We start from the raw sequence: 21,360 nt of genomic DNA, 5'->3' as shown, positions 1-21,360 counted from the left end.
GAACGTAATAAATCTATTTATCAATTAATCGATGATGAATACCAAGTTACTCAATTTATTTTAATGAAAATTATAAATAACATTTTTCCAAAGGGATTTTATTGACAGAGGTTTTCAATCCAAAAAATTCAATAAAATCTCAAACTTCCTCTTGTTTTTATTGTATAAAAAAAACGCCAATTTCTTAATAACTGTTATTCTGAAATGATTAGTATTCACCCACTACTGTTACTTCTATTGTAATTGGATAGTTTTATTCTAGAATGACATTTAAACTTAAACCTACTCGTAAAAAAGAAGATACCTGGCTTCTTTAAGAAGCCGGGTATCTGAGCCTTTAGCAAAGGTGATTCACCTACTCATCATCTTTATTACCTGCCAGGAACCTTCAACCCACGACGCTCAAGGATTTGCCGTACTTCTGGGCTGGGAGTGTAGTTATAGCCGTAGGAGGAGTTCTCAGAGTCATCCATAATCTGAGGTGTAAGTAACACAATCACCTCTTGACGCTGGTTTTGTCGGTTTGTACTTCTAAATAGCGAACCAATCAGTGGAAGATCGCCTAAGATAGGAATTTTGGAGACAGCTGTCCGGTCTTGGTCTTGAATAATACCACTCAGGACTAGTGTCTGACCATCTCGTAAGCGAATTAAACCAGAAGTAAGGGAGCGCTCAGACACTAAAACAATTTGTCCATTTCCTGTATCTGCTGGGGCGGAAGGAGCACTGACAGTAGGAGCAACCGATAGAGAAACGAACCCATTATCGTCAATCCGCTCAATTTTGACGTTCAAGGTTAAGCCCACTTTTTGTTTCTCAATTGTTCTTTCTGTCCTAGAACCACCAGAAGTATCTGTTGTTTGGAGGGTTATATTTCCTACTACTTCTTGGGTAAGATTGACCAGAGCCTGTTGACCTTCTTGGACAATTAAGGTTGGGTCGGTCAAAATCTTGGCATTGCCATTTGTAACCTGAGCCTGCAAGCTAGTGAGAAGAGATTTGGTAAACCTGTATGCAGGAGTCAAAGCAGCTCTTGGATCTAGAATTGTTGGTGTACTAGTAACGCTACTTCTTACTTCACTACTAGTAGGTGGTCTAGCACCGCCAAAATTTAGAGTTGCAATACCACCATCATTGCTAAAGTAGTTGTTACCAACCCCAAAAGAAAAGCTACTGTTGTAGTCCTGAATGTTCGAGAGGTTAACATCAATAATCTTGACGTTGACTACCACTTGACGACGGCGGATATCAAGCTGAGTTAGTTGAGCCATCGCAATCTCAATCAGTCTAGGAGGGCCAATTAAGGTCAGGGAATTGGTGCGCTCGTCTCCTAATGCCTGTAAACCTCTTAATAATGGACTAGAGTCTTTAAAATCAACGCGTAGAGGTTGAATTTGAGTTTCCGTTGTCGTCTGAGTTTGAGTGATGGGAGCAGCCGCATTACCCACGGCTACAGCACTAACACTGGTAATTTGTCGTTCGCGGCTGACGGCACTTTCTGCTCCTAAGCCAACCAAAAAATTCAGGGCGACTCCTACCGTAACCTGATTGAGCCGCATACTACGCATAACCATATCACGGGTCGCATTAGGTAGTTTGGCTCCGACAAAAACTGTACGACCACTGCGATTAGCTTCTAAACCACTCAAGCGCAAAACGTAGTTAAACACATCTTGCACTGGCTCATTTTCTATATCTAAAGAAATAGTTTGAGAAACTGCTGGTGCATTAGCACCGCCACCTGCCTGACCTCCACCAGCTTGCTCACCTCCTACGTAAGCCAAGTTCAAACCGGCAGCACGGGCAAGTAATGACAAAACCTCACGTACTGGGGCATCTCGCAGTACTAAACGAGGTACACGTTCCTGAGTTGCTAAGTCAACAGTGCTAGGAGAAGCATCGGTAGCCGAAATAGCAATATCTCCCACTGGGGGGGCGACGGCTCGAGGTAAGAACGGTGGAGCCTGACTCAGAGGTTGACCTGGCCCAGCAGCTTGTGCAGGTTGTCCGTCAATGGTGACTTGCGGGTTAGGAACGAGAACACCTGGATTTTGACCAGGTTGGGCTGGAGTTGTAACAGGTGGTGCTGTGGATGTGGATATTGGGGCTGTTGGCGCTGTTGGCGTTGGTGCTGATGCTGTAGTGCCTGTTGAAGGGCTAAAGCTGAGTGTAATTCCATTTGGCGATCGCATCACAGGTTGAGTGCCAGGTGCATCGTTGCTCCCAGTTACCGTCACCCGAACACTATTAGCATCAAGCTGACTAACCTCAACAGAGGCAATTCCTGGTGCTGGGTTATCTTGACGAAAGCTATTACCTTGTGGTAATCGTAATTGAGTGTTGATAACATCAGCGACTAAAGCCTTGCCTCTTTTTGTAGTGAAAACTTGGGCGCGCGATCCGGAAGAAGTTTTCAAAGCGACGTTAATTCCACCATTAACGGGATTTAACTTGACATCAGTAACTTGACTAATTTGTGCCCAAACTGGTTGAGCTGCCAAAAATACAAAAGCAGCAGTAGCTAAAATAAAACTATTACCGTGAAGCTGTTTCACAGTTCATTCCTCACCTTATAAAACCTTGTTTACAAACAATTTTGAGTAGGCACTTAGAAACCACACGCCAATTGCTTATGGGGTTTCCCCATTGGCGCTAGCCTCTCCTTTTTGGAAAAGACCATGTTGGCTTAACTACACGAGACTTTGCCCACCTACCCTACGGGAAGGCCAAGGGCGAACGTGAGTTTCAAAACCCTCAATTATTTCCTTAGTCTGTGGGAAGGGTTTGTCTACGCTTGTGTAGCCGCGAATTCTATTCGTCCTAGCTCTAATTTGACTACTTTTTCGGGGCAGCTTTCGCTGCTGCCGCTATTTCTTCTGGGCTAAGTGGCATCAATACCTGTAACTGGAATGATGTATTAATCGCTGCTGGGCCTACCTGCATCGGCGTTTTATCTAATGGGGATCTTGTCTCTGTTGGAGCCAAAGTTGCTTGATAATCTTTAACTATTAACAAAGGCTGTAACCGCTCAATGTTACGAATTATCGATTGTGTTTGTTCATAAGTTGCTGTAATCTCAGCGCTGATCGTACTGCGTTGCAGCTTGCCGTCAACCCCTAGTCCTAGACTTCCATCGGTAATCGGTTCTGGTTTTTGGGAAATCGGCACATATCTCTTCAGTTTGGCTCTGACTGCATTAATAGAAGTTGCACTATTGCCAGACTCAATTAAGCGGTTCAAATCCAACAGTAATGTATCTAAGGTTTTTTCGTTAGCAAATAAACTTAAAACCTGAACTTTTTGCTGCTTTGCCTGTGCTAGTTCGTCTTTAACTTTGTCAATCTGTTTGATATTGGCTTTTTTTTGCTCAATTTGCGCTTGCAGTTCAGAGCTTTTGGCTTGCTGTTGCTGATAGCTTTCCCAAGCTGGCATCAGCAGATTTAAAAATATATAAGCTGCTCCCGCTAAACCAACTACCCCTACCAAGATCCCAATAATTTTTGGTGTGAAAGCAATACCAAATACCACAGGTGCGGCTGGCGTTGCCGGATCGAATTCCCCACCTTGTTCGGCAAAATTTAAATCATCACTCAGCGTCATTTTGAAATGACTCCTGTTTGTTGCATATTACGAATTCGAGTTACTAACCCCACTGTGCCTTTTTTTTCCAACTCTCGAATTAATTCCGACGCTGGAACGTCGTTCATGCTCGATTGAATAGTGTATTTAACTACTTGAGGTGGCTTAATTACGACATTATTAGAAGATTGACTCGCACTTGATGTTAAGGGAGCATCTACTAACGCTGCTGTCAGAATTCTGGTTTCTGTAGGCTTTAAAAACTGAGATTGTTGTAAACTCAATAAGAAATCATTGACATCATTAAAGGAACGAGCCAATCCGTTAATTTCTAATCCCCCCGCGGGATTATTTGGCGGCTGACCTGCTGCTACTGCAATGGGTGGGATTTGCTTGATATTTTCGATTTGCACTGCCGTTGGGATGCGATCGCGCAAATCTTGCAGCATTGCTGACCAAGGACGAATCTGGTCAAATACAGTTACTAAAGCTTGGGTTTCCCCTTTAATTGCCTTCGTCTCGTCTTTGATTTTGTTAATATTTCCTATTTCTGTATCTAACCTCTTGCTTTCTTGATCTAGTTGTGCAATCTGACCATCTAATTCAACAATCTTCCCTTGCAGCAACCACCAACCAACTCCAAATAAAACCGGAAGACCTATACCTACTGCAACTCCTACATACAGTAGTGTCAAATCCCCCGTAGGAAGTTTTAGGGCTATTCCTCCTTGTTTCTCTGGCTTTTTCTGGTATGCTGGGCGGTCTTTAAGAAAGTTAACATCTAGGCTGTACATTTTATTACACCTCCCGCATTCCTAGACCTAGTACAATCGCCAAGCCAGAGCGTTGTACCTGTGGATATTTATCAGTGTCAACTTCCAAAGATAAAGATCCGATTGGATCTATTTGGGTAGTTGGCAAACTCAATCGTTGGGTAAAAAATTCATCTAGCTGTTGAAGTCCACCTCCTGGTCCGGCTAATAAAATCTGCGCTACCTCCAAATTTTCACTTTGATTCAGGTAAAAATCGATGGAACGGCGCAGCTCATCCGTTAGTTCTCCCAAGACTCTCAAGATGGCAGCCATGCCAGGATCGAGTTCGGTAACGCCAGTTTTACCTCCGTCTATGGGAGTTGCAGGAATAACCATTCCGTGTAACAATTCCATGTCTCGTGATGTAGGTAAGCTCATTGCCCTTGCTAAGGCAGTTTGCATTTGATAAGTCCCGATGGGGACTGTGCGCGAAAATTGCGGCACTCCGTTAACGATGATGGCTATTTCTGTACTATCGAACTCGATATCAACTAGTACTGCTGCTTCTTGCGGCCCAAATTGTCGCAGTTGTTCGCGAATAGTCCGAATTAGAGCAAAACTGTTAATTTCTAAAACATCAATTTGTAATCCTGCCTGCTCGAAGGTACTTATATAGGTATCCGTGATCTCCTTGCGGGTGGCAACTAGGAGTACGTGTACCTTTTCAATGCCATCTTCATCTACAAAATACCCAAGTTTCTGATAATCTACATCAGCCTCTTCACGAGGATAGGGTAAGTACAAACCTGCTTCATGGTTCAGCACCATTTCTCGCAGTTCTTTATCATCTAACTCTGCTGGCACTGGTATAATCCGAACGATAGAATCTCGTCCTGGTACACCAGTAGCAACGTGAGAAGTTTTGATTTTGCTCTCAGCTAGCGCTTGCTGGATTAATTGCGCCATTGCTGGAGGGTCATTGATTTGACCATCGATAACTATCCCTTCTGGAACTGCTACCGATGTATAGGTTTCTAATTTCAAGCCTTGACCCTGCTTGCGTAGCTGAACTACATTCACTCGTTCGGGAGCAAGCTCAATGCCTACTCCTTTTTTCGATTTGCCAAACAGACTATTGAAGCTTTTTACCACAGTTGTGCCCGCTGGACTGCTAAATTGAAAATTTAAATTTGTTGCAGTAAAGGCGTTATATATTACGTCTTTACGGGTAATTTATTTAGCCTATAATCTCAACAATTCTGTCTAAGCTTTTCACACCGATCAAGCGTAAAAATACTGGGAAAATGATTCAATTGCGAAAATTTAAACAACTTGTTGCTTTTGTACTGCTTGGCTTAATAACCAGTTGGGTTATCAGTTGCAGCACAGGTAATGTTAATACAAGTACAAAACAAGCTACTTCAGGAGTGGGAACTGTTGAGTTTTGGACAATGCAACTCCAACCTCAATTTACCGACTACTTCAAAAGCCTAATTGCGAATTTTGAATCGCAAAATCCAGGTATAAAGATTAACTGGGTTGATGTACCTTGGGCAGCAATGGAGAACAAAATATTAACAGCTGTCTCCGCAAAAACGCCACCTGATGTAGTTAACTTGAATCCGGGTTTTGCTTCCCAACTTGCCGGACGAAATGCCTGGTTAGATTTGGATGCTAAAGTCCCGAATGATGTACGTTCCTCCTATCTGCCAAATATCTGGAAAGCAAGCACGCTTAATGGCAAGAGTTTTGGGATTCCCTGGTATCTCACCACACGGTTAACCATTTATAACACTGATTTATTAAAACAGGCAGGTATCAATAAAGTCCCCGTAACCTACGCAGAATTAGCACAAGCAGCGCAACAAATTAAAGACAAGACGGGAAAATATGCCTTTTTTGTAACTTTCGTACCGCAAGATTCTGGTGAAGTGCTGGAATCTTTCGTGCAAATGGGAGTCACCTTAATAGATGCTGAGGGGAAAGCGGCGTTTAATTCAGCGCCAGGAAAAGCCGCGTTTCAGTATTGGGTAGATTTGTATAAAAAAGGTTTGCTTCCTAAAGAGGCTTTAACCCAAGGACATCGCCACGCGATCGATTTATACCAATCTGGAGAGACTGCGTTTCTAGCTTCTGGGCCAGAGTTCCTAAAAACGATCGCTAATAATGCCCCGAAAATTGCTCAAGCTTCGGAAATAGCACCTCAACTCACTGGTGACACAGGTAAGAAAAATGTCGCGGTGATGAACATAGTTATTCCCCGCGATAGCAAACAACCAGATGGCGCTGTGAAGTTTGCTTTATTTGTCACCAATAACGAAAATCAGTTAGCCTTTGCTAAAGCTGCAAATGTTCTGCCTTCTACAATCAAAGCATTGTCTGATAGTTACTTTAAAGATGTTCCAGCTAATGCTTCAACAATAGAAAAAGCACGAGTAATGAGTGCTCAAGAACTGCCAAAGGCAGAAATATTGACCCCGACATTGAAGGATTTTAATAAACTGCAAAAGGCAGTTTACGAAAACTTGCAAGCAGCAATGTTAGGGCAGAAAACTGTAGATAAAGCTGTTGAAGATGCGGCGCAAGAATGGAATCAGAGGTAAATTCGTAATGACGCTCCTGCGTCGCTACCGCTACGCTAACGTAATTCGTAATTCATAATTCGTAATTATGATTTATGAAATATATTGGTGGTTGCTAAAAAGTCGCCGACTAAATAAAGAGAACCACACAAAACGATTAAATCTTCTGTGGTAGCGGTTGTAGTGGCGGCTGTTAGTGCTGTGAATAAATCTGGATGGATTTGGCGATCGCTTAATTCGGGACAGAGGCTGTAAGCTAGATTTGATAAGTAGTCTAGATCCGCAGAAGTTCTACCGGGCCAGGGTTCTACTGGTATTGGCACCAAATAAAGGCGATCGCCTGGTCGCAGTAAGGCGGTAAAAATATCAGCATGATCCTTATCAGCAAACATTCCCACAACCCAATTGACGGGCTTATGGTTAACTGCGTCTAAGCTATCAACATATTGGCGAAGAACTTCGGCGGCGGCGGTATTATGAGCGCCATCAAGTAATAATTTATGGTTACTCCAAGTAATCCATTGCATCCGCCCCGGCCATTTAGTTTTGGCCATACCGTTAATTATGGCTTCTTCTGAAATCTGCCAACCCTGTTGTTGGAGAATTTCTAAAGCAGCTATTGCCAAAGCGGAATTTGCTAATTGAATTTGTCCGGCTAATGGCAAAGGGTATTTAATTAAGTTTGAATTTTGAATAGTTTGATATTCTGCCCATCCTGTAGCGATTTCACGGGCAGGTTGAGGCGTAAAAATCGGGCATTGTAATTCTAAGGCACGCGATCGCACCACTTTGTCTGCCTCTGGTGGTAATGGCCCAACCACAACGGGACATCCAGGTTTTAGAATACCTGCTTTTTCTCTAGCAATGTCAGCGACGGTAGGGCCAAGTTGTTGCCAGTGTTCCCGGCTAATGGAAGTAATGAGTGTAACCAAAGGTTCCAAGCAGACATTGGTAGCATCTAAGCGCCCTCCCAGTCCGACTTCTACTACAGCCACATCAACTTGCTGCTGCGCAAAATATAACCAAGCAGCCGCTGTAATTACTTCAAACTGAGTTGCCGATTCGTCCTGATGACGAATAACCGCTTGGACTTTTTCTAATAATTGACTCAATTCCTCAGAGGAAATTTGCTGTTCGTTCAGACAAATACGTTCCGTCCAATCAACTAGATGGGGTGAAGTGTAGCGTCCTGTACGATAACCAGCTTCTGTGAGTACTGAGGAAATATAGGCACAGACTGAACCTTTGCCATTAGTGCCAGCAACATGAATTACCGGGACTTGGTGATGGGGATTGCCGAGATTTGCCAATAGGTTGACAATGCGATCGAGTCCCAAATGGACACCAAAGCGTTGCAGGGGTTGTATTACAGAATCGATATCCAAGGAATGGGAGTAGGGAGTGGAGACAAGGGGACAAGGGGACAAGGGGGCAAAGGGGACAAGAGGAATAATCAATGCCTAATACTTCGGCTTCGCGGTAGTTGAATCTCGACTTACTTCGACTACGCGGTAGTTGAATCTCGACTTCGCTCGATTACCGCGCAGTCGAAACTCAGTACAAGTCGCTCGATTACCGCGCAGTCGAAACTCAGTACAAGTGCCCCGTGCCCCATACCCCATTAATGAATTTAAGCTTCTCTATCGAAAAAGCCTTGAAATTGTCTTAAAGCCGCAGCGCCAATATTAAACACTGCCCAACTAGCAGCAATGACTACTGGTGCTAAAACGATCGCTATACGAAAATCGATATCCATATCTAAGAACCCCTCTTTTAAGTAGAAATTAAAGTTTTGTCAACAGCTCTCATTTTTATTTTTAGCTGAAGTGGGCAATTTTTCCAAATCCAAATGTAAAGAATGTTTAAATTATGGGGCATTGGATATTTGTTATTAGTCATCAGTCATTTGTCATTGGTTATTAATTCTTCTCCCTTATCTCCCCCTGCTCTCCTGCTCCCCATTCTCTAAGCCTTGCTAAAACCAATATCAGTACCCTTACCAGCATGAACTAAAGCTAACTTTTGGTAGCGTTTAGCGTGTTCAATCAGTTCTGCGGCTTCAACATCTGTTACTTGCCGTAATACTTTACCTGGAATACCGACAACTAAGGACAAAGGCGGTACATTTTTAGTTACCACTGCGCCAGCACCAATAATGCTACCAGCGCCCACTCGTACCCCATCTAAAATCACTGCGCCAATGCCAATCAAACTTCCACGTTCAATGTAAGCAGAATGTACTACAGCGCGATGCCCTACGGTAACATGATCTTCTAAGATTGTTGGAAAACCAGGATCGCCATGTAAAATTGCACCATCCTGAATATTTGTGCATTCGCCAATTTCAATTTGTTCTACATCTCCCCTCACCACTGCTCCATACCAAATGCTCACTCCTGTTGCTATATTTACCGAACCCATAACAACAGCATTGCCCGCAATGAAGGCAGCTTGAGAAAAATCAGGAGATGTCCAGTAAGAAGCGGTAGACACGATAGAATATGAATATGGTACCCAGGAACACTGGAGAAACTCCAACCTTTGAGGCTGGTTGCACAACCAGGATATCACAGCGTCAAGCCTCTACGCTGAGGAAAACACTAGTGAACAATGTTCCTGCCGCAACACCGTGTCTATGCAGCAGCGAGCAAATAACCCAAAGTGGTTGAGCCGAAGTGTATAATCCAACCCACTAGTGCTGGTGAAGACAAAACTATGTTTGTACGCACTTCATGATGAATCCAGGTTTGCAGTACCCAATGTTTGGGCCGGAAATACAGTGTCCCCATTGTCGCCAGACTATTCCGGCGTTGACACTCACAGATACCTATCTGTGTCCGCGTCATGGCGCATTTGAAGCTAATCCGAAAAATGGAGAGTTAATCCATTTGCAATCGGGGCGTCATTGGCGGAGGTGGAATAATGAATGGTATAGACAACATACTCATCCTGATGGTATTCGCTTTGAAATTCACGAAGCATTAGACAAGCTCTATACCCAAGGTTTTCGAGCAACACGAGTAATTATTGCTCGACGCTATCAGGAATTGATGAGTGGCTACTTAGAACGCAGCACGCCTTGGCGTTCTGGACAACCAGAAGCTACTGCGGCGCGTTTATACGGTTTACCCGTGGAGTTTAGCCCCGATAACTCAGATGATGCCTGTTGGGAAGTGATTAATTTTGACTTGGAAAAAGAGCCTGGTGTCCCTGTACGCTACCCTTATTTCAGGTTGTTTGAGTAATGGTCAATAATTAGTGCTGAGTGCTGAGTGCTGAGTGCTGAGTTCTAATGGAGAAGAAGTTTTAATTGCACTCAATTAAAAAGTTTTTCATCCTTAGAATTTAAGTTTAAGGTCTTACTCAGCACTCGTTACTCAGCACTCAGCACTACTGTCTTATGCATCACGCTTCTATTCGGACTGCCAATATTCATCGAGCGATCGCTTTCTACGAACTTTTAGGGTTTACAATCTCAGAACGCTTTACCACAGGCTATACCCTAGCTTGCTGGATGGAAGGATTGGGCGGCAGAATTGAACTGATCCAAATTCCCGAACCAAAACCAGCCCCAGATGCCTTTGCTGACGAACATTATGTGGGATATTATCATCTCTCGTTCGATTTAACTGAGATTACACCAGATTTACCTAGCTGGTTGACAAATTTGCAAGAACGTGCATTAGTAGCTGCTGAGAGTCAACCCGAAGGATTAGAACCATTGAAGGTGCTTTTAGAACCGACACAACAGCAAATAGGCGATCGCATTTACGAAGTGGCTTTCATCGCCGATACTGATGGCTTACCTCTGGAATTCATTCGGATTTTAGCAAAACTCCCGTAATTTAGCTTTTTTATTAGCTTTGTTGCTAATATATTGTTTTTCTGTATTGTTACTGAAGTCACAGATTTTTTCGTCAGATTAAAGTGTGGTCACTCACAAAAATAAGTATGGGCGTTGCTGAATCAAGGGATGATTCTTGTAGCGTGGGCGTCTCGCCCGCCCTGAGATACAAGGGACAGGCAAGATACCCATCCCACAAAACTAGCAAAATCATCCGACAAATATGCAACGCCTAACTATGTAACTTAATTTACAGATATATCTGCTAAATACATGTATGGATGTTCCAAATTTTACTCGAAATTTTATAAATATCCCTTGCCGTTATTACTTTTAAGTTTATGGCTAATAGCTGTTTTTTTGTTGAGCGATCGACCTGCTCATAGCCAACATCCAGTTATATTTACTAACAAAGAAAAATATCAGTTAACCTTGCTAGCAAAAAGAATAATGCCCTCAACACTGACAGAAAATGTCCGCAAGACAGTGCTGGAGAATGGTCTAACTGTCCTGACAAAGGAAGTGCATACTGCGCCAGTGGTGACGGTGCAGGTGTGGTACAAGGTTGGCTCGCGTAACGAAGAACCAGGCGTGAATGGCATTGCCCACCAATTGGAACACATGATGTTTAAAGGCACTCGAAACCGTCCAATTCAATTTGGACGTTTGTTTAGTGCTTTAGGTAGTGATTCCAATGCTTTTACCAGCTATGACCAAACTGCATATTACGGTACTGTGGAACGAAACAAGCTGAAAGCGCTCTTGGTGCTGGAAGCAGACAGAATGCGAAATTCCCAGATTGAGCCGGAGCAATTAGCCAGTGAAAAGCGGGTAGTAATTTCCGAGTTGCAGGGTTACGAAAATAGTCCAGAATATCGCCTCAACCGCGCCGTTATGCAAGCGGTGTTTCCCAATCATGCTTATGGGTTGCCTGTAGGCGGCACCAAAGCTGATGTCGAGAAATTTGAAGTTGAGCAGGTAGAAAAATATTACCGCAATTTTTACAGTCCCGATAATGCTGTCTTAGTGATTGTGGGAGATTTTCAAACAGCAAATACTCTCGAAACAATTAAAGAAGTGTTTGGTAAATTACCCAGGCAGGAGGCAGGGGGCAGAGGGCAGGGGAGCAGAGGGGCAGAGGAGCAGAGGAGCAGAGGAGAAAGTCTTTCTTCCTCATCTCCCATCGTATTACGAGAACCGGGAGCAGGACGGCTGTTACAAGTTGTGTATCCGCTACCGGATGCAAATCAACCAGATGTGCCGACGCTGGATGTGATGGATTACATCTTGACAGAGGGACGGAATTCTAGACTTTATCAGGCATTGGTGGAATCAGGTTTAGCTAGTGAACTTACGGCATCCGTCACCAGTTTGCGAGAATCTGGCTGGTATGAGTTGTTGGTAACGGCTGGAGCTAAACAAGATTTGAAAAAAATTGACTCAATGTTGAGTAGTGCGATCGCTAATGTAGCAGAAAAAGGTGTGACATCTGAGGAAGTAGAACAAGCCAAAACTCAATTAACAGCGGATGTAATTTTGAGTAACCGTGATATCACCTCTCAAGCAATGCGATTGGGCACTGATGAGACAACTGTTGGTGATTATCGCTACACAGATCGCTATTTGGCAGCTGTTCGTCTGGTGAAGCCGACGGATGTTGTTGCTGTGATTAACAAATACTTGACAAAAGAAGCGCGGACAGTAGGATTTTTTGAACCAACCCAGAAGCGGATAACAGAAGTTGCTGACAAACCACACTCAGCCCAAACTACAGAAAATTTCTCTCCTGGCGCACCTGTGCTTCCTTCTGAGGTGATGAAATACTTACCACCCGTGGATTTGGCTACAGATGCGATTGCCCAAGTCTTACCCCAGGAATTTAAATTGACTAACGGATTGCGGATATTACTGTTACCCGATCGCAGTACTCCCACCGTTACCTTGAGCGGTTATATTCAAGCTGGGACAGAATTCGATCCAGAGAATAAAGCTGGATTGGCTGCTTTTGTGGCAGATAATTTGCTAAATGGTACTAAGAGCAAGGATGTTTTAACTATTGCTAAAGTCTTAGGAGAACGAGGGGCAAGTCTAGACTTTCAAACCTACCGCGAAGGTGTGCATATTGAAGGTGATAGTTTAGCAGATGATTTGCCGATACTCCTAGAGATATTAGCAGATGTTGTGAAAAATAGTACCTTTCCCAGCAAAGAGTTAGAACTGCATCGCCAACAAACTTTAACTGATTTGCAACAGGAATTAGATGAGCCATCAGAAGTAGCTAGAAGAGTATTTGTTCAGTCAATTTATCCGAAAAAACACCCCTTACATACCTTCCCCACAGAGGAGAGTTTACAGCAGATTCAGCGCCAGGATGTGATTGATTTCAAAACTAAACATTATCGCCCAGATACAACAGTGCTAGCGCTGGTGGGAGATTTCGATCTAGACAAAGTGCGATCGCTGATAAAAAATAAGTTTGGAGATTGGGAAGTTAGCGGCCAAGCACCCACATTAAAATATCCCCCGGTGGCAATGCCAAAGAAAATGGTGAGTGTCAACCCAGTTTTACCGGATAAAGCCCAAGCTGTAACTTATATGGGTTACACAGGTATTAACCGTTACGATCCTCGATTTCATGCAGCTTTAGTATTGAACCAAATATTGGGAGGCGATACCTTATCTAGTAGACTGGGTGCAGAAGTGCGCGATCGCCAAGGTTTAAGCTATGGAATTTATAGCTCCTTCCAAGCTGGGAAGAATGTAGGGACATTTTTGATTGAGATGCAGACTAGTCCTGAAGATAGCAGTAAAGCGATCGCTAGTACTCGCCAGATGCTACAGCAAATTCATCAACAAGGCGTAACTGCACTAGAAGTAGAAACAGCTAAACGCACCCTGATGAGCAACTACAACGTTTCCCTGGCAAACCCAGAGGAATTAACAGATAGAATTCTGATGAATGAGGTGTACGGACTAGATAAAGTAGAATTGCACTCCTTCACTGATAAAATCCAGAAAGTCACCCTTACTCAAGTTAATCAAGCGGCTCGTGAGTTACTCCACCCAGATCGAATCGTAGTCGTTACTGCTGGGCCATCTGTGTTAGCAGAGAAAAGTATTAGGTAGAGATAGGCACTGGGCATGGATAATATAAAGAATAGGTAAAGTGGTTTTGCCCGCTACCTATTAATTGTTATTGCTCATCAGTATTGCCTTTTGAGAATTAGTAATGAAAATTTATAACTATGTTTACGAAATTGTAATCAAATCCCTTACTTTCACAATTCATACTTGGGTGCAAATATTACGACCGAGCTACGCGATCTTAACGTTACTCCTAGCTCTAAATTTCATCGCTGCTACTCCAGCAATGGCGGCGAATAAGTCTTTTGATTTGCTCAAGCAACCAGCTACAGAAATTACAGTTAGCTTGGGTAATGCGGCTAACGAACTCAAATTTGAGCCAAATCATTTGGAATTTGAGGTTGGCAAACGCTATCAACTACGGCTTACTAATCCCAGTCAACTGAAGCACTATTTTACTGCTAAAGATTTTGCCGATGGCATCTGGACACAAAAAGTTGAAGCAGGCAAAGTAGAGATCAAAGGAGCCATTCACGAACTGGAACTCAAACCCAGTGCTGAAGCCGAATGGGTGTTTGTGCCCTTGAAATCTGGTACTTATGGCTTACGTTGTACAATACCAGGACATAGAGAAGCAGGTATGACTGGAGAGATTGCCATTAAAAATTAAAAATAATTGAGCTAAATACAACATTGAATTCAGGTGATTAAATTCTCTGCGTACCTTTGCCCTTAAATTTGCGCCCCTTTGCGTTTAAATTTGAAACCTCAATTCATCACAATTTTAGACTAAACTGTACTAACTCCCATAGTGTTAAATTAAAGATATTATTTCTCAATTAATCTAGAGAAAGCATTCATACTTCAGCGTTAAAGCACCAGTAATTATTAATCTCCCATGAACATTTTCAGTAACTTACTTTCTCAAGCGACTCAACCTGCACCTACAAAAAAACAACGCCGAGGAATTGAAATTAAATCGCCGCGTGAAATTGAAATCATGCGGCAATCATCGACAATTGTAGCAACTGTCCTCAAAGAAATTTCCGAGCTAGTAAAGCCAGGAATGACAACAGCTGATTTGGATGCTTATGCAGAAAAACGCATCCGCGAAATGGGTGCAACACCAAGTTTTAAAGGATATCACGGTTTTCCAGGTTCTATTTGCTCCAGTATTAATAATGAAGCAGTGCATGGCATTCCTAGTCCCAAAAAAGTGATTCGTGTCGGGGACGTATTAAAAGTAGATACGGGCGCTTATTACCAAGGCTTTCACGGTGATTCTTGCATTTCAATTGCTGTGGGTGAAGTGACGCAAGAAGCGGCTAAATTAATTCGCGTAGCAGAAGAAGCTTTATATAAAGGCATTGAGCAAGTAAAGGCTGGTGTATACCTGCTTGACTTAGCTGGAGCAATTGAAGATCATGTGAAAGCTAACGGCTTTAGTATAGTTGAAGAGTTTACTGGACACGGTGTCGGTCGTAACCTGCATGAAGAACCTTCAGTATTCAACTACCGTACTCGTGAGATGCCAAATGTTAAACTCCGGGCAGGGATGACGCTGGCAATTGAGCCAATTTTAAATGCGGGTTCTAGACACACGCGGACATTATCTGACCGTTGGACAGCAGTCACTATGGATAATTCTTTGTCTGCTCAGTTTGAGCATACAGTTTTGGTGACAGAGACTGGTTATGAGATTTTGACTGACCGTTCTAAGCTGTAATTGTCAGTTGTAATTATTTGTTGTTGAGAGAGGTAAAGCGTTGAAAGAGGGCGATTTACCTCTTTACTTTTTTAACACAATTTGTCAAACATTCAATAACTGCTATATAGCAATCCTATTTAATTTTTCACAAATGATTTAGGACTGTTGATTAGTCCCTGCATAATTAGTTTTGTAAATAGAAAGCATCTCTTTAGCTTGCACAAAGACAGACGTACTCTTTGGAATAGCTTCTAACAAATTAATTGCTTGCCGCCATTTATTTTGTGCTTGCTTTCGACTTAGTTGTGAATGAGGTGAATTTTTAACAAATAAATTAGCTTCTGTTGCTAGCTTGTGGGCTAATTCTAAGTTTGCTACAGCTTTCTTTTCAATTAGCACTCTTTTACTGATAGATTTATAGTTAATTTGATAGTAAGCTAATTTCTCCTTTGCCTGGTCATAAATTGATGTTTTAGCAGGAATTTTATCTAATAAAATTATTGCCTGATACCATTTGTTTTGTGCTTGTTGCCAGACTTTTAGAGGATGCGGTGGCTTTTGAACGAGAGAAGCAGCCTCCATACCGAGTTTTTGAGCAGATTTAAAGTTGGCGATGGCTCCGCCATCGTCTGCGACGAACGCACTTGTTTCTTGAGTTAAACTTAGATTTTGCTCTCTAATTTTCCAACCAGCAAAAGTTAAGATTAATAAACTTGAAGCGATAATCAAAACTGAACGTACTATCTTTGGTGTTGAAAACTTTGGTACTATTCCTAATTTCTGGCTACTGATTGCTTCTTTATTACTTTCCTGTTCAATCTTTTTCAAGGCTTGTTCTGCGTGTAGACTGAAAGTATCACCCTGAAGAATTAAAGCAGCAATTTGTTGTTGGAAATAATCACAATCATTGAGAATATCTGTCAATTCTTGAAATTTTCCATCACTTGATATGATTAATTCATGGTCATCATCTAACCACTCTAGAGCAAAACCAGATTTACCATAAAAAGCTGATACGCCTAATAAAATATTTAATAAGTTGCGACTATTTTTAATAGTATCAAAAATATAATTTAGTTTTTGTTGTAACTGTAATAATTGTTTTTGAGAATCGCTAATTGTTTCAATTTGATGTTTTAAAATATTAGATTTAGCCAAGTATAAGTCAATTTTTAAGCTGTCATTCAAGGTTTGAAATTGATTGGATATACTTAAATTAAGAATATCAGAATTTAGTTGATTTACTAATTGAACATCACTAAGAATATCAGCGGCTATCGCTTGCAAAAAATAACCCCATTCAAGCCAATCATCAATTTTTGAATGTAAATCAGTCAATGAAATTTTAGTTTCTGAATTTCCAAATTTCTCTGCGATCGCTGGATCTACTAATCCTACACCAGGTATAAATAAAACACCTACAGTACTTATTCGAGGAAGTGTAGCGATCGCAGAATTTTTGACGTTCTCAAGTCTCAATTCTTGAACGATTAATTTTTTAATATTCCGTAGCTGTTCTTGAGCATTATTAATCGGGATAATTTGTTCCATGATTTGATTAGAATCGCCAATAGTAAGTTTTAGACTCTGAATCAATGTTGGCAATTCACTAACAAGTATTTCTAGGTTAGCCATAAATACCCTTTAGGGATTTGTCGAAAGTTTATGCAGAACAATTAAAATGGCTTGAGTAAGAACGTAACCACGCCTATTGCATCTGAGTATCCTAAATGAGTGGCAAATCTCAGGAGCTATAAAATGTATAGTTCCCCGAAATCCTGCTAAAGTAACAATTTCAGTTTAAAAATCCCAGAGTAAAGACAAAATTACCCATTCACTAACCTATGAATGAAGTTGATTTAGCATTTACCCCAGCACTAGAGTTGGCGCAATTAATTCGTCGCCGGGAAATATCACCGCTAGAGTTGGTAGAAATATATTTAGAACGGATTGAGCAATTAAATCCTCAATTAGGAAGTTATTTTACGGTGACGGCAGAATTAGCGATCGCAGATGCCAAAGCCAAAACAGAATTATTAACAACTACCTCAGAACTACCGCCATTTTTTGGCGTGCCGATTTCCATTAAAGACCTCAATGCTGTAGCAGGTGTTACCTGTACTTATGGAAATCCAGCATTACTGAACAATATCCCTAATTATGATGATGGGGTTGTAACGCGGATTAAGCAGGCTGGATTTACTATTCTTGGTAAAACAGCCACTTCCGAATTAGGTTCTTTTCCCTACAGCGAACCTATGGGTTTTCCCCCAGCCAGAAATCCGTGGAATTTAGAATACACCCCTGGCGGTTCCAGTGGTGGTGCGGCGGCGGCGGTAGCAGCGGGATTGTGTGCGATCGCTCAAGGTTCTGATGGTGGTGGTTCAATTCGGGGGCCTGCGGCTTGTTGTGGTTTGGTGGGAATTAAACCATCTAGGGGCAGAGTGAGTAAAGCACCCGTAGGCGAACGCCTCGCTGGAATTGCCGTCAACGGGCCGATCGCCCGGACTGTCGCTGATGCTGCTGCCCTTTTGGATGCCATATCTGGTTACATGACAGGCGATCCTTACTGGTTGCCAGATCCCGAACCATCATTTCTCGCCGCAACTAAGACAAAACTCGGTGCTTTGCGAATTGCCTTTGACACTAGTATTTCTCCTTTGGGAGAAGCTGATGCCAACTGTCAGCAAGGTGTCCGCCAAACAGTCCAGTTATTAGAAAAACTCGGCCACCACGTTGAACAAAAATCCCCAGATTTTAGTGGTTTAGTTGAACCATTTCAAATCGTTTGGCAAGCTGGGGTAGCTGCATCGGGACTTCCTGTTGAAGCTTTGCAGCCATTGAATCGCTGGCTATTTGCACGCACAGGTTCTGTTGGAGAATACCTGCAAGCAGTTTCCCAAATGCAGGTAGTGGCACGTCAGATTGTGGCGTTTTTCGATACCGTGGATGTGCTGGTATTGCCAGTTTATCTACATTCACCTATCCGTGTTGGGGAATGGGCTTCGCTCAGTCCAGAAGAGACATTCCAAAATATTATTGAGTGGGTTGCCCCTTGTCCGCCTGCGAATGCAACTGGACAACCTGCGATCGCCATTCCTGTTGGCTTTGATAGTAAGGGTTTACCTATCAGTGTGCAGCTAATTGGTAAACCTGCCGCTGAAGCCACAATCATCAGTCTAGCAGCACAATTAGAAGCGGCTAATCCTTGGATTCATCATCGTCCAGCCTGGGCAATATCAGGCTGATCGTGCAGGCATCCTTGGAACAACTTTCGCAAATTATTGTGCTTGCAGGTTTAAAAACGGCAGAGAAGATAGGTTTGCAACCTTACACTCAGGTGCAAGGCTATCGTCAAGGAGAGATTATTCTCCATGAAGGCGATCGCTTACCAGCAAAACTCTATGCTGTTGTCAGTGGATCGATTCAAGTTACCAAAACAGCAACAACCGGGAAAGAAACAATTCTCCGTGCCTTAGCTGCTGGGGAAATTTTTGCGGCTCCTGCTTTGTTGGGAAATGGGATTTCTCCGGCAACTGTCACTGCTGAATCTGATTGTGAAATTCTTACTGTAGAGCGAGATGCTTTGTTAAAAGCTATTGACGAAAATCCTGAAATCGCCTTACGAATGCTGATGGTTTTTAACAGTCGGATTCAGCAATTACATGAAACAGTCCACGGATTAGTTTCTGAAAGAGCGATTGTTCGCCTTGCGAGATTAATTCAATATTTTGTTGTTGAATCTGGAACTGAATCTAGTCCACAAGGCGAGTGTTTAAAAGTTAAATTATCTTATTATCGGATGGCTCGAAGTAGCGGCATTACTTACGAAGAATGCGTGCGATTAATTAAAAGTCTCAAGTTAGTAATTGCTTATCGTCGGGGTGGGACGATTACGATCCTTGATGCTGAAAAATTGGATGCGATCGCATCTGGAGATTACGATCCTTGATGCTGAAAAATTGAATGCGTAGTTTACCGCCGCAGGCATCGCATCTGGAGATATAGATTAGTAGTGGCGCACATCTGTGCGCCACTACACGCGGGGGACAGCAATTCAGACTGCTACAGCTGCTCTATCTTGCTCGCGTGCAGCCACAACTAAAACTAGACATAGAGCTGCGATCGCTTTTTGCCATTCTTGCCGAACTTGCGCGTCTTCGACACCTTCAAACAACCCTACCAAGCGGGGAATAGAAGCTTCTAAAGCCAGACGAGGTACTGGACGGTGTAACTCAACCAAATGAGTTAAACTTTCTTGATTATGGACAAAACCAATTACCCATCTTGTAGTGTGATCGGGACTATCAGGAACCCGTTTGACTCCCAACTCATTTTTTAGCCAGTTGTAAAAAGGTGGTAATTCCTTAGCTAAAACTCCTCCAGCGGTGGGTAAAGTTTCCTTAAGCAAATTGGTATCTAAGCTGTTTAATTCTTGTTGCAATTCAGGTGAATTGAGAACTTTAGTTAGAGGCTGTGAGAGTATTTCCTCCAACTGAGTTTCAGAAAAATTTAAATTTTCAGCAAAAGTTAAAAGTAGCGATCGCATTTTTTTAGAATCCAAAATTAACTAATTTTTATCTGAGACTTTCTCTGAGATGGGGAGCAAAAATGTCAGGTTTTCTTCAATCTTTCAAGCATCAGGTGCATTAGTAGATAACCTGAGTTCGGGATAAGGAAAAGGACAGGTAGTAAGCTGAAAATAACAACAAATCCAGCAACCTGTCCTATGTTTAGTTTAGATGCTTTGTTCTGTCATGTAGATGATTTCTGTAAAGCGTTTGAAGCTCAATGGCAGAGAAAACTGTTAAATCATGGAGGAATAAAACGTGTAAGAGCGAAAAGCTTGTGTTTAAGTGAAATAATGACAATTATCATCGCTTTTCATCAAAATCACTACCGGAATTTCAAACATTTTTATTTGAATCAGGTGAAACAGCAGTGGAGTTCTGCGTTTCCAGGTCTTCCTTCTTATCAACGATTTATTGAATGGATACCATCAACTTTAATACCTTTATGCGTCTATCTGAAGCATTGTTTCGGACAATGTACGGGTATCGGCTTTATCGATTCAACCTGCTTGAAGGTATGTCATAATCGTCGGATTTCTCGGCATAAGGTATTTAAAGGTTTAGCCGCTCGTGGCAAGACTTCCGTGGATTGGTTTTTTGGTTTTAAGCTTCATATTGTTGTCAATGAGCTTGGTCAACTCTTAAATGTGACTCTTACTCCTGGTAATATTGATGACCGTAAACCCGTACCAGATTTACTGTGTAAGCTTTTTGGCAAAATATTTGGCGTTAGCGAAGCTTACCGAAGGTATCGCGGCTATGTTTCTGAAAAACTTGCTTCTCAGCTTTTGGAAGAGTTCGGAATCCAATTTTTCGCTAAACCCCGTCGCAATATGAAGAATAGGCTGATGCGTCTTCATGACAAACTTTTGTCCCGTAAACGCTCAATTATTGAAACGATTAATGATCAACTCAAAAACATTTCTCAGATTGAACATTCTCGACACCGAAGCCCCGTTAATTTTTGCGTTAACGTTCTTTGCGGATTAATCGCTTATTGTCATCAACCTAAGAAACCTAGCCTTCAACTGGAGTGGCTTTTACCTCCTTATCTTTAACCCGAACTCAGGTTAGATATCAAGACAAAAACACCAATTCATAGTACTTTAGGATTATGAACTGTAAATAAAAGTTGATAATCTTCCAGGCTGATTTGCCCCCTAAGATAATTTATTTGTAGCTATTCGTCTACCAGAACGCAGATACTTTTTACCCGCTGCTGCTAATACTTCGTGTTCC

General features: G+C 42.2%; 18 protein-coding genes. 9 read left to right on the top strand and 9 right to left on the bottom strand.

Annotated features, from left to right (window positions below):
- Positions 1-371: 371 nt before the first annotated feature.
- The 4 genes from NSTC731_RS05205 to pilM all read right to left on the bottom strand — a co-directional run bounded on the left by NSTC731_RS05205 (position 372) and on the right by pilM (position 5,484).
- On the bottom strand, positions 372-2,555 hold the full coding sequence (locus NSTC731_RS05205; protein ID WP_445629908.1) for an AMIN domain-containing protein: 2,184 nt from the start codon (positions 2,553-2,555) through the stop codon (positions 372-374).
- A gap of 280 nt (positions 2,556-2,835) precedes the next feature.
- Entirely contained in the window at positions 2,836-3,600 is a 765-nt protein-coding gene (locus NSTC731_RS05200) for a pilus assembly protein PilO (protein ID WP_445629907.1), read from the bottom strand.
- Positions 3,597-4,373: a PilN domain-containing protein gene (locus NSTC731_RS05195; RefSeq protein WP_445629906.1), complete on the bottom strand. Its 777-nt coding sequence runs from the start codon at positions 4,371-4,373 to the stop codon at positions 3,597-3,599. Before NSTC731_RS05195 ends, NSTC731_RS05200 begins: the two co-directional genes overlap by 4 nt.
- A gap of 4 nt (positions 4,374-4,377) precedes the next feature.
- Positions 4,378-5,484 (bottom strand): type IV pilus assembly protein PilM, encoded by a 1,107-nt coding sequence (pilM, locus tag NSTC731_RS05190; protein WP_445629905.1) that lies wholly within the window; start codon positions 5,482-5,484, stop codon positions 4,378-4,380.
- 152 nt (positions 5,485-5,636) lie between these two features.
- Here pilM and NSTC731_RS05185 point away from each other — a divergent pair, with 152 nt between their 5' ends.
- Positions 5,637-6,935, top strand: coding sequence for an ABC transporter substrate-binding protein (locus tag NSTC731_RS05185; protein WP_445629904.1), 1,299 nt, complete (start codon positions 5,637-5,639; stop codon positions 6,933-6,935).
- Between the two features lie 65 nt (positions 6,936-7,000).
- On the opposite strand, the gene NSTC731_RS05180 is transcribed toward NSTC731_RS05185, so the two are convergent.
- The 3 genes from NSTC731_RS05180 to NSTC731_RS05170 form a co-directional block, all read right to left on the bottom strand.
- Positions 7,001-8,299: a bifunctional folylpolyglutamate synthase/dihydrofolate synthase gene (locus NSTC731_RS05180; protein ID WP_445629903.1), complete on the bottom strand. Its 1,299-nt coding sequence runs from the start codon at positions 8,297-8,299 to the stop codon at positions 7,001-7,003.
- Between the two features lie 245 nt (positions 8,300-8,544).
- Positions 8,545-8,670, bottom strand: a complete 126-nt coding sequence (locus NSTC731_RS05175) for a photosystem II protein Y (RefSeq protein WP_322671746.1) — start codon at positions 8,668-8,670, stop codon at positions 8,545-8,547.
- Between the two features lie 209 nt (positions 8,671-8,879).
- Positions 8,880-9,407 (bottom strand): gamma carbonic anhydrase family protein, encoded by a 528-nt coding sequence (locus NSTC731_RS05170; RefSeq protein ID WP_445629902.1) that lies wholly within the window; start codon positions 9,405-9,407, stop codon positions 8,880-8,882.
- Positions 9,408-9,649: 242 nt separating this feature from the next.
- On the opposite strand from NSTC731_RS05170, the gene NSTC731_RS05165 reads away from it, so the two are divergent.
- The 5 genes from NSTC731_RS05165 to map all read left to right on the top strand — a co-directional run bounded on the left by NSTC731_RS05165 (position 9,650) and on the right by map (position 15,568).
- Positions 9,650-10,159, top strand: coding sequence for a TIGR02652 family protein (locus tag NSTC731_RS05165; RefSeq protein WP_445632021.1), 510 nt, complete (start codon positions 9,650-9,652; stop codon positions 10,157-10,159).
- Positions 10,160-10,314: 155 nt separating this feature from the next.
- Positions 10,315-10,758, top strand: a complete 444-nt coding sequence (locus tag NSTC731_RS05160; protein WP_445629901.1) for a VOC family protein — start codon at positions 10,315-10,317, stop codon at positions 10,756-10,758.
- A gap of 273 nt (positions 10,759-11,031) precedes the next feature.
- A complete protein-coding gene (locus NSTC731_RS05155) occupies positions 11,032-13,884 on the top strand; it encodes a M16 family metallopeptidase (RefSeq protein WP_445629900.1) in 2,853 nt (950 codons plus the stop codon).
- A 103-nt stretch (positions 13,885-13,987) separates the two neighbouring features.
- Positions 13,988-14,512: a plastocyanin/azurin family copper-binding protein gene (locus NSTC731_RS05150; RefSeq protein WP_445629899.1), complete on the top strand. Its 525-nt coding sequence runs from the start codon at positions 13,988-13,990 to the stop codon at positions 14,510-14,512.
- A gap of 228 nt (positions 14,513-14,740) precedes the next feature.
- Positions 14,741-15,568, top strand: coding sequence for a type I methionyl aminopeptidase (gene map / locus NSTC731_RS05145; RefSeq protein ID WP_445629898.1), 828 nt, complete (start codon positions 14,741-14,743; stop codon positions 15,566-15,568).
- 138 nt (positions 15,569-15,706) lie between these two features.
- Here the strand turns inward: map and NSTC731_RS05140 are convergent, their stop codons facing one another.
- The gene (locus NSTC731_RS05140) at positions 15,707-17,185 is read right to left on the bottom strand and encodes a hypothetical protein (RefSeq protein ID WP_445629897.1); all 1,479 of its coding nucleotides are present in this window, start codon (positions 17,183-17,185) and stop codon (positions 15,707-15,709) included.
- A gap of 209 nt (positions 17,186-17,394) precedes the next feature.
- Between NSTC731_RS05140 and NSTC731_RS05135 the strand changes: the two genes are divergently transcribed.
- Positions 17,395-18,798, top strand: a complete 1,404-nt coding sequence (locus NSTC731_RS05135) for an amidase (protein ID WP_445629896.1) — start codon at positions 17,395-17,397, stop codon at positions 18,796-18,798.
- Between the two features lie 2 nt (positions 18,799-18,800).
- Entirely contained in the window at positions 18,801-19,502 is a 702-nt protein-coding gene (locus NSTC731_RS05130; RefSeq protein ID WP_445629895.1) for a Crp/Fnr family transcriptional regulator, read from the top strand.
- Between the two features lie 105 nt (positions 19,503-19,607).
- On the opposite strand, the gene NSTC731_RS05125 is transcribed toward NSTC731_RS05130, so the two are convergent.
- Entirely contained in the window at positions 19,608-20,099 is a 492-nt protein-coding gene (locus NSTC731_RS05125) for a hypothetical protein (protein WP_445632020.1), read from the bottom strand.
- Positions 20,100-20,279: 180 nt separating this feature from the next.
- Between NSTC731_RS05125 and NSTC731_RS05120 the strand changes: the two genes are divergently transcribed.
- The gene (locus NSTC731_RS05120) at positions 20,280-21,179 is read left to right on the top strand and encodes an IS982 family transposase (RefSeq protein ID WP_445628068.1); all 900 of its coding nucleotides are present in this window, start codon (positions 20,280-20,282) and stop codon (positions 21,177-21,179) included.
- Positions 21,180-21,360 lie beyond the last annotated feature (181 nt).

Source organism: Nostoc sp. DSM 114167 (assembly GCF_052692655.1).
The sequence above is the reverse complement of the archived record's forward strand: the minus strand, read 5'-3'. Positions and strand labels throughout refer to the sequence as shown.

Excerpts from the sequence above, each read along its gene's own strand:
- NSTC731_RS05200 (WP_445629907.1), bottom strand. The coding sequence starts at position 3,600 with ATGACGCTGAGTGATGATTTAAATTTTGCCGAACAAGGTGGGGAATTC.
- NSTC731_RS05195 (WP_445629906.1), bottom strand. The coding sequence starts at position 4,373 with ATGTACAGCCTAGATGTTAACTTTCTTAAAGACCGCCCAGCATACCAG.
- NSTC731_RS05185 (WP_445629904.1), top strand. The coding sequence starts at position 5,637 with ATGATTCAATTGCGAAAATTTAAACAACTTGTTGCTTTTGTACTGCTT.
- NSTC731_RS05175 (WP_322671746.1), bottom strand. The coding sequence starts at position 8,670 with ATGGATATCGATTTTCGTATAGCGATCGTTTTAGCACCAGTAGTCATT.
- NSTC731_RS05165 (WP_445632021.1), top strand. The coding sequence starts at position 9,650 with ATGAATCCAGGTTTGCAGTACCCAATGTTTGGGCCGGAAATACAGTGT.
- NSTC731_RS05160 (WP_445629901.1), top strand. The coding sequence starts at position 10,315 with ATGCATCACGCTTCTATTCGGACTGCCAATATTCATCGAGCGATCGCT.
- NSTC731_RS05155 (WP_445629900.1), top strand. The coding sequence starts at position 11,032 with ATGTATGGATGTTCCAAATTTTACTCGAAATTTTATAAATATCCCTTG.
- NSTC731_RS05150 (WP_445629899.1), top strand. The coding sequence starts at position 13,988 with ATGAAAATTTATAACTATGTTTACGAAATTGTAATCAAATCCCTTACT.
- map (WP_445629898.1), top strand. The coding sequence starts at position 14,741 with ATGAACATTTTCAGTAACTTACTTTCTCAAGCGACTCAACCTGCACCT.
- NSTC731_RS05140 (WP_445629897.1), bottom strand. The coding sequence starts at position 17,185 with ATGGCTAACCTAGAAATACTTGTTAGTGAATTGCCAACATTGATTCAG.
- NSTC731_RS05135 (WP_445629896.1), top strand. The coding sequence starts at position 17,395 with ATGAATGAAGTTGATTTAGCATTTACCCCAGCACTAGAGTTGGCGCAA.
- NSTC731_RS05125 (WP_445632020.1), bottom strand. The coding sequence starts at position 20,099 with ATGCGATCGCTACTTTTAACTTTTGCTGAAAATTTAAATTTTTCTGAA.
- NSTC731_RS05120 (WP_445628068.1), top strand. The coding sequence starts at position 20,280 with ATGTTTAGTTTAGATGCTTTGTTCTGTCATGTAGATGATTTCTGTAAA.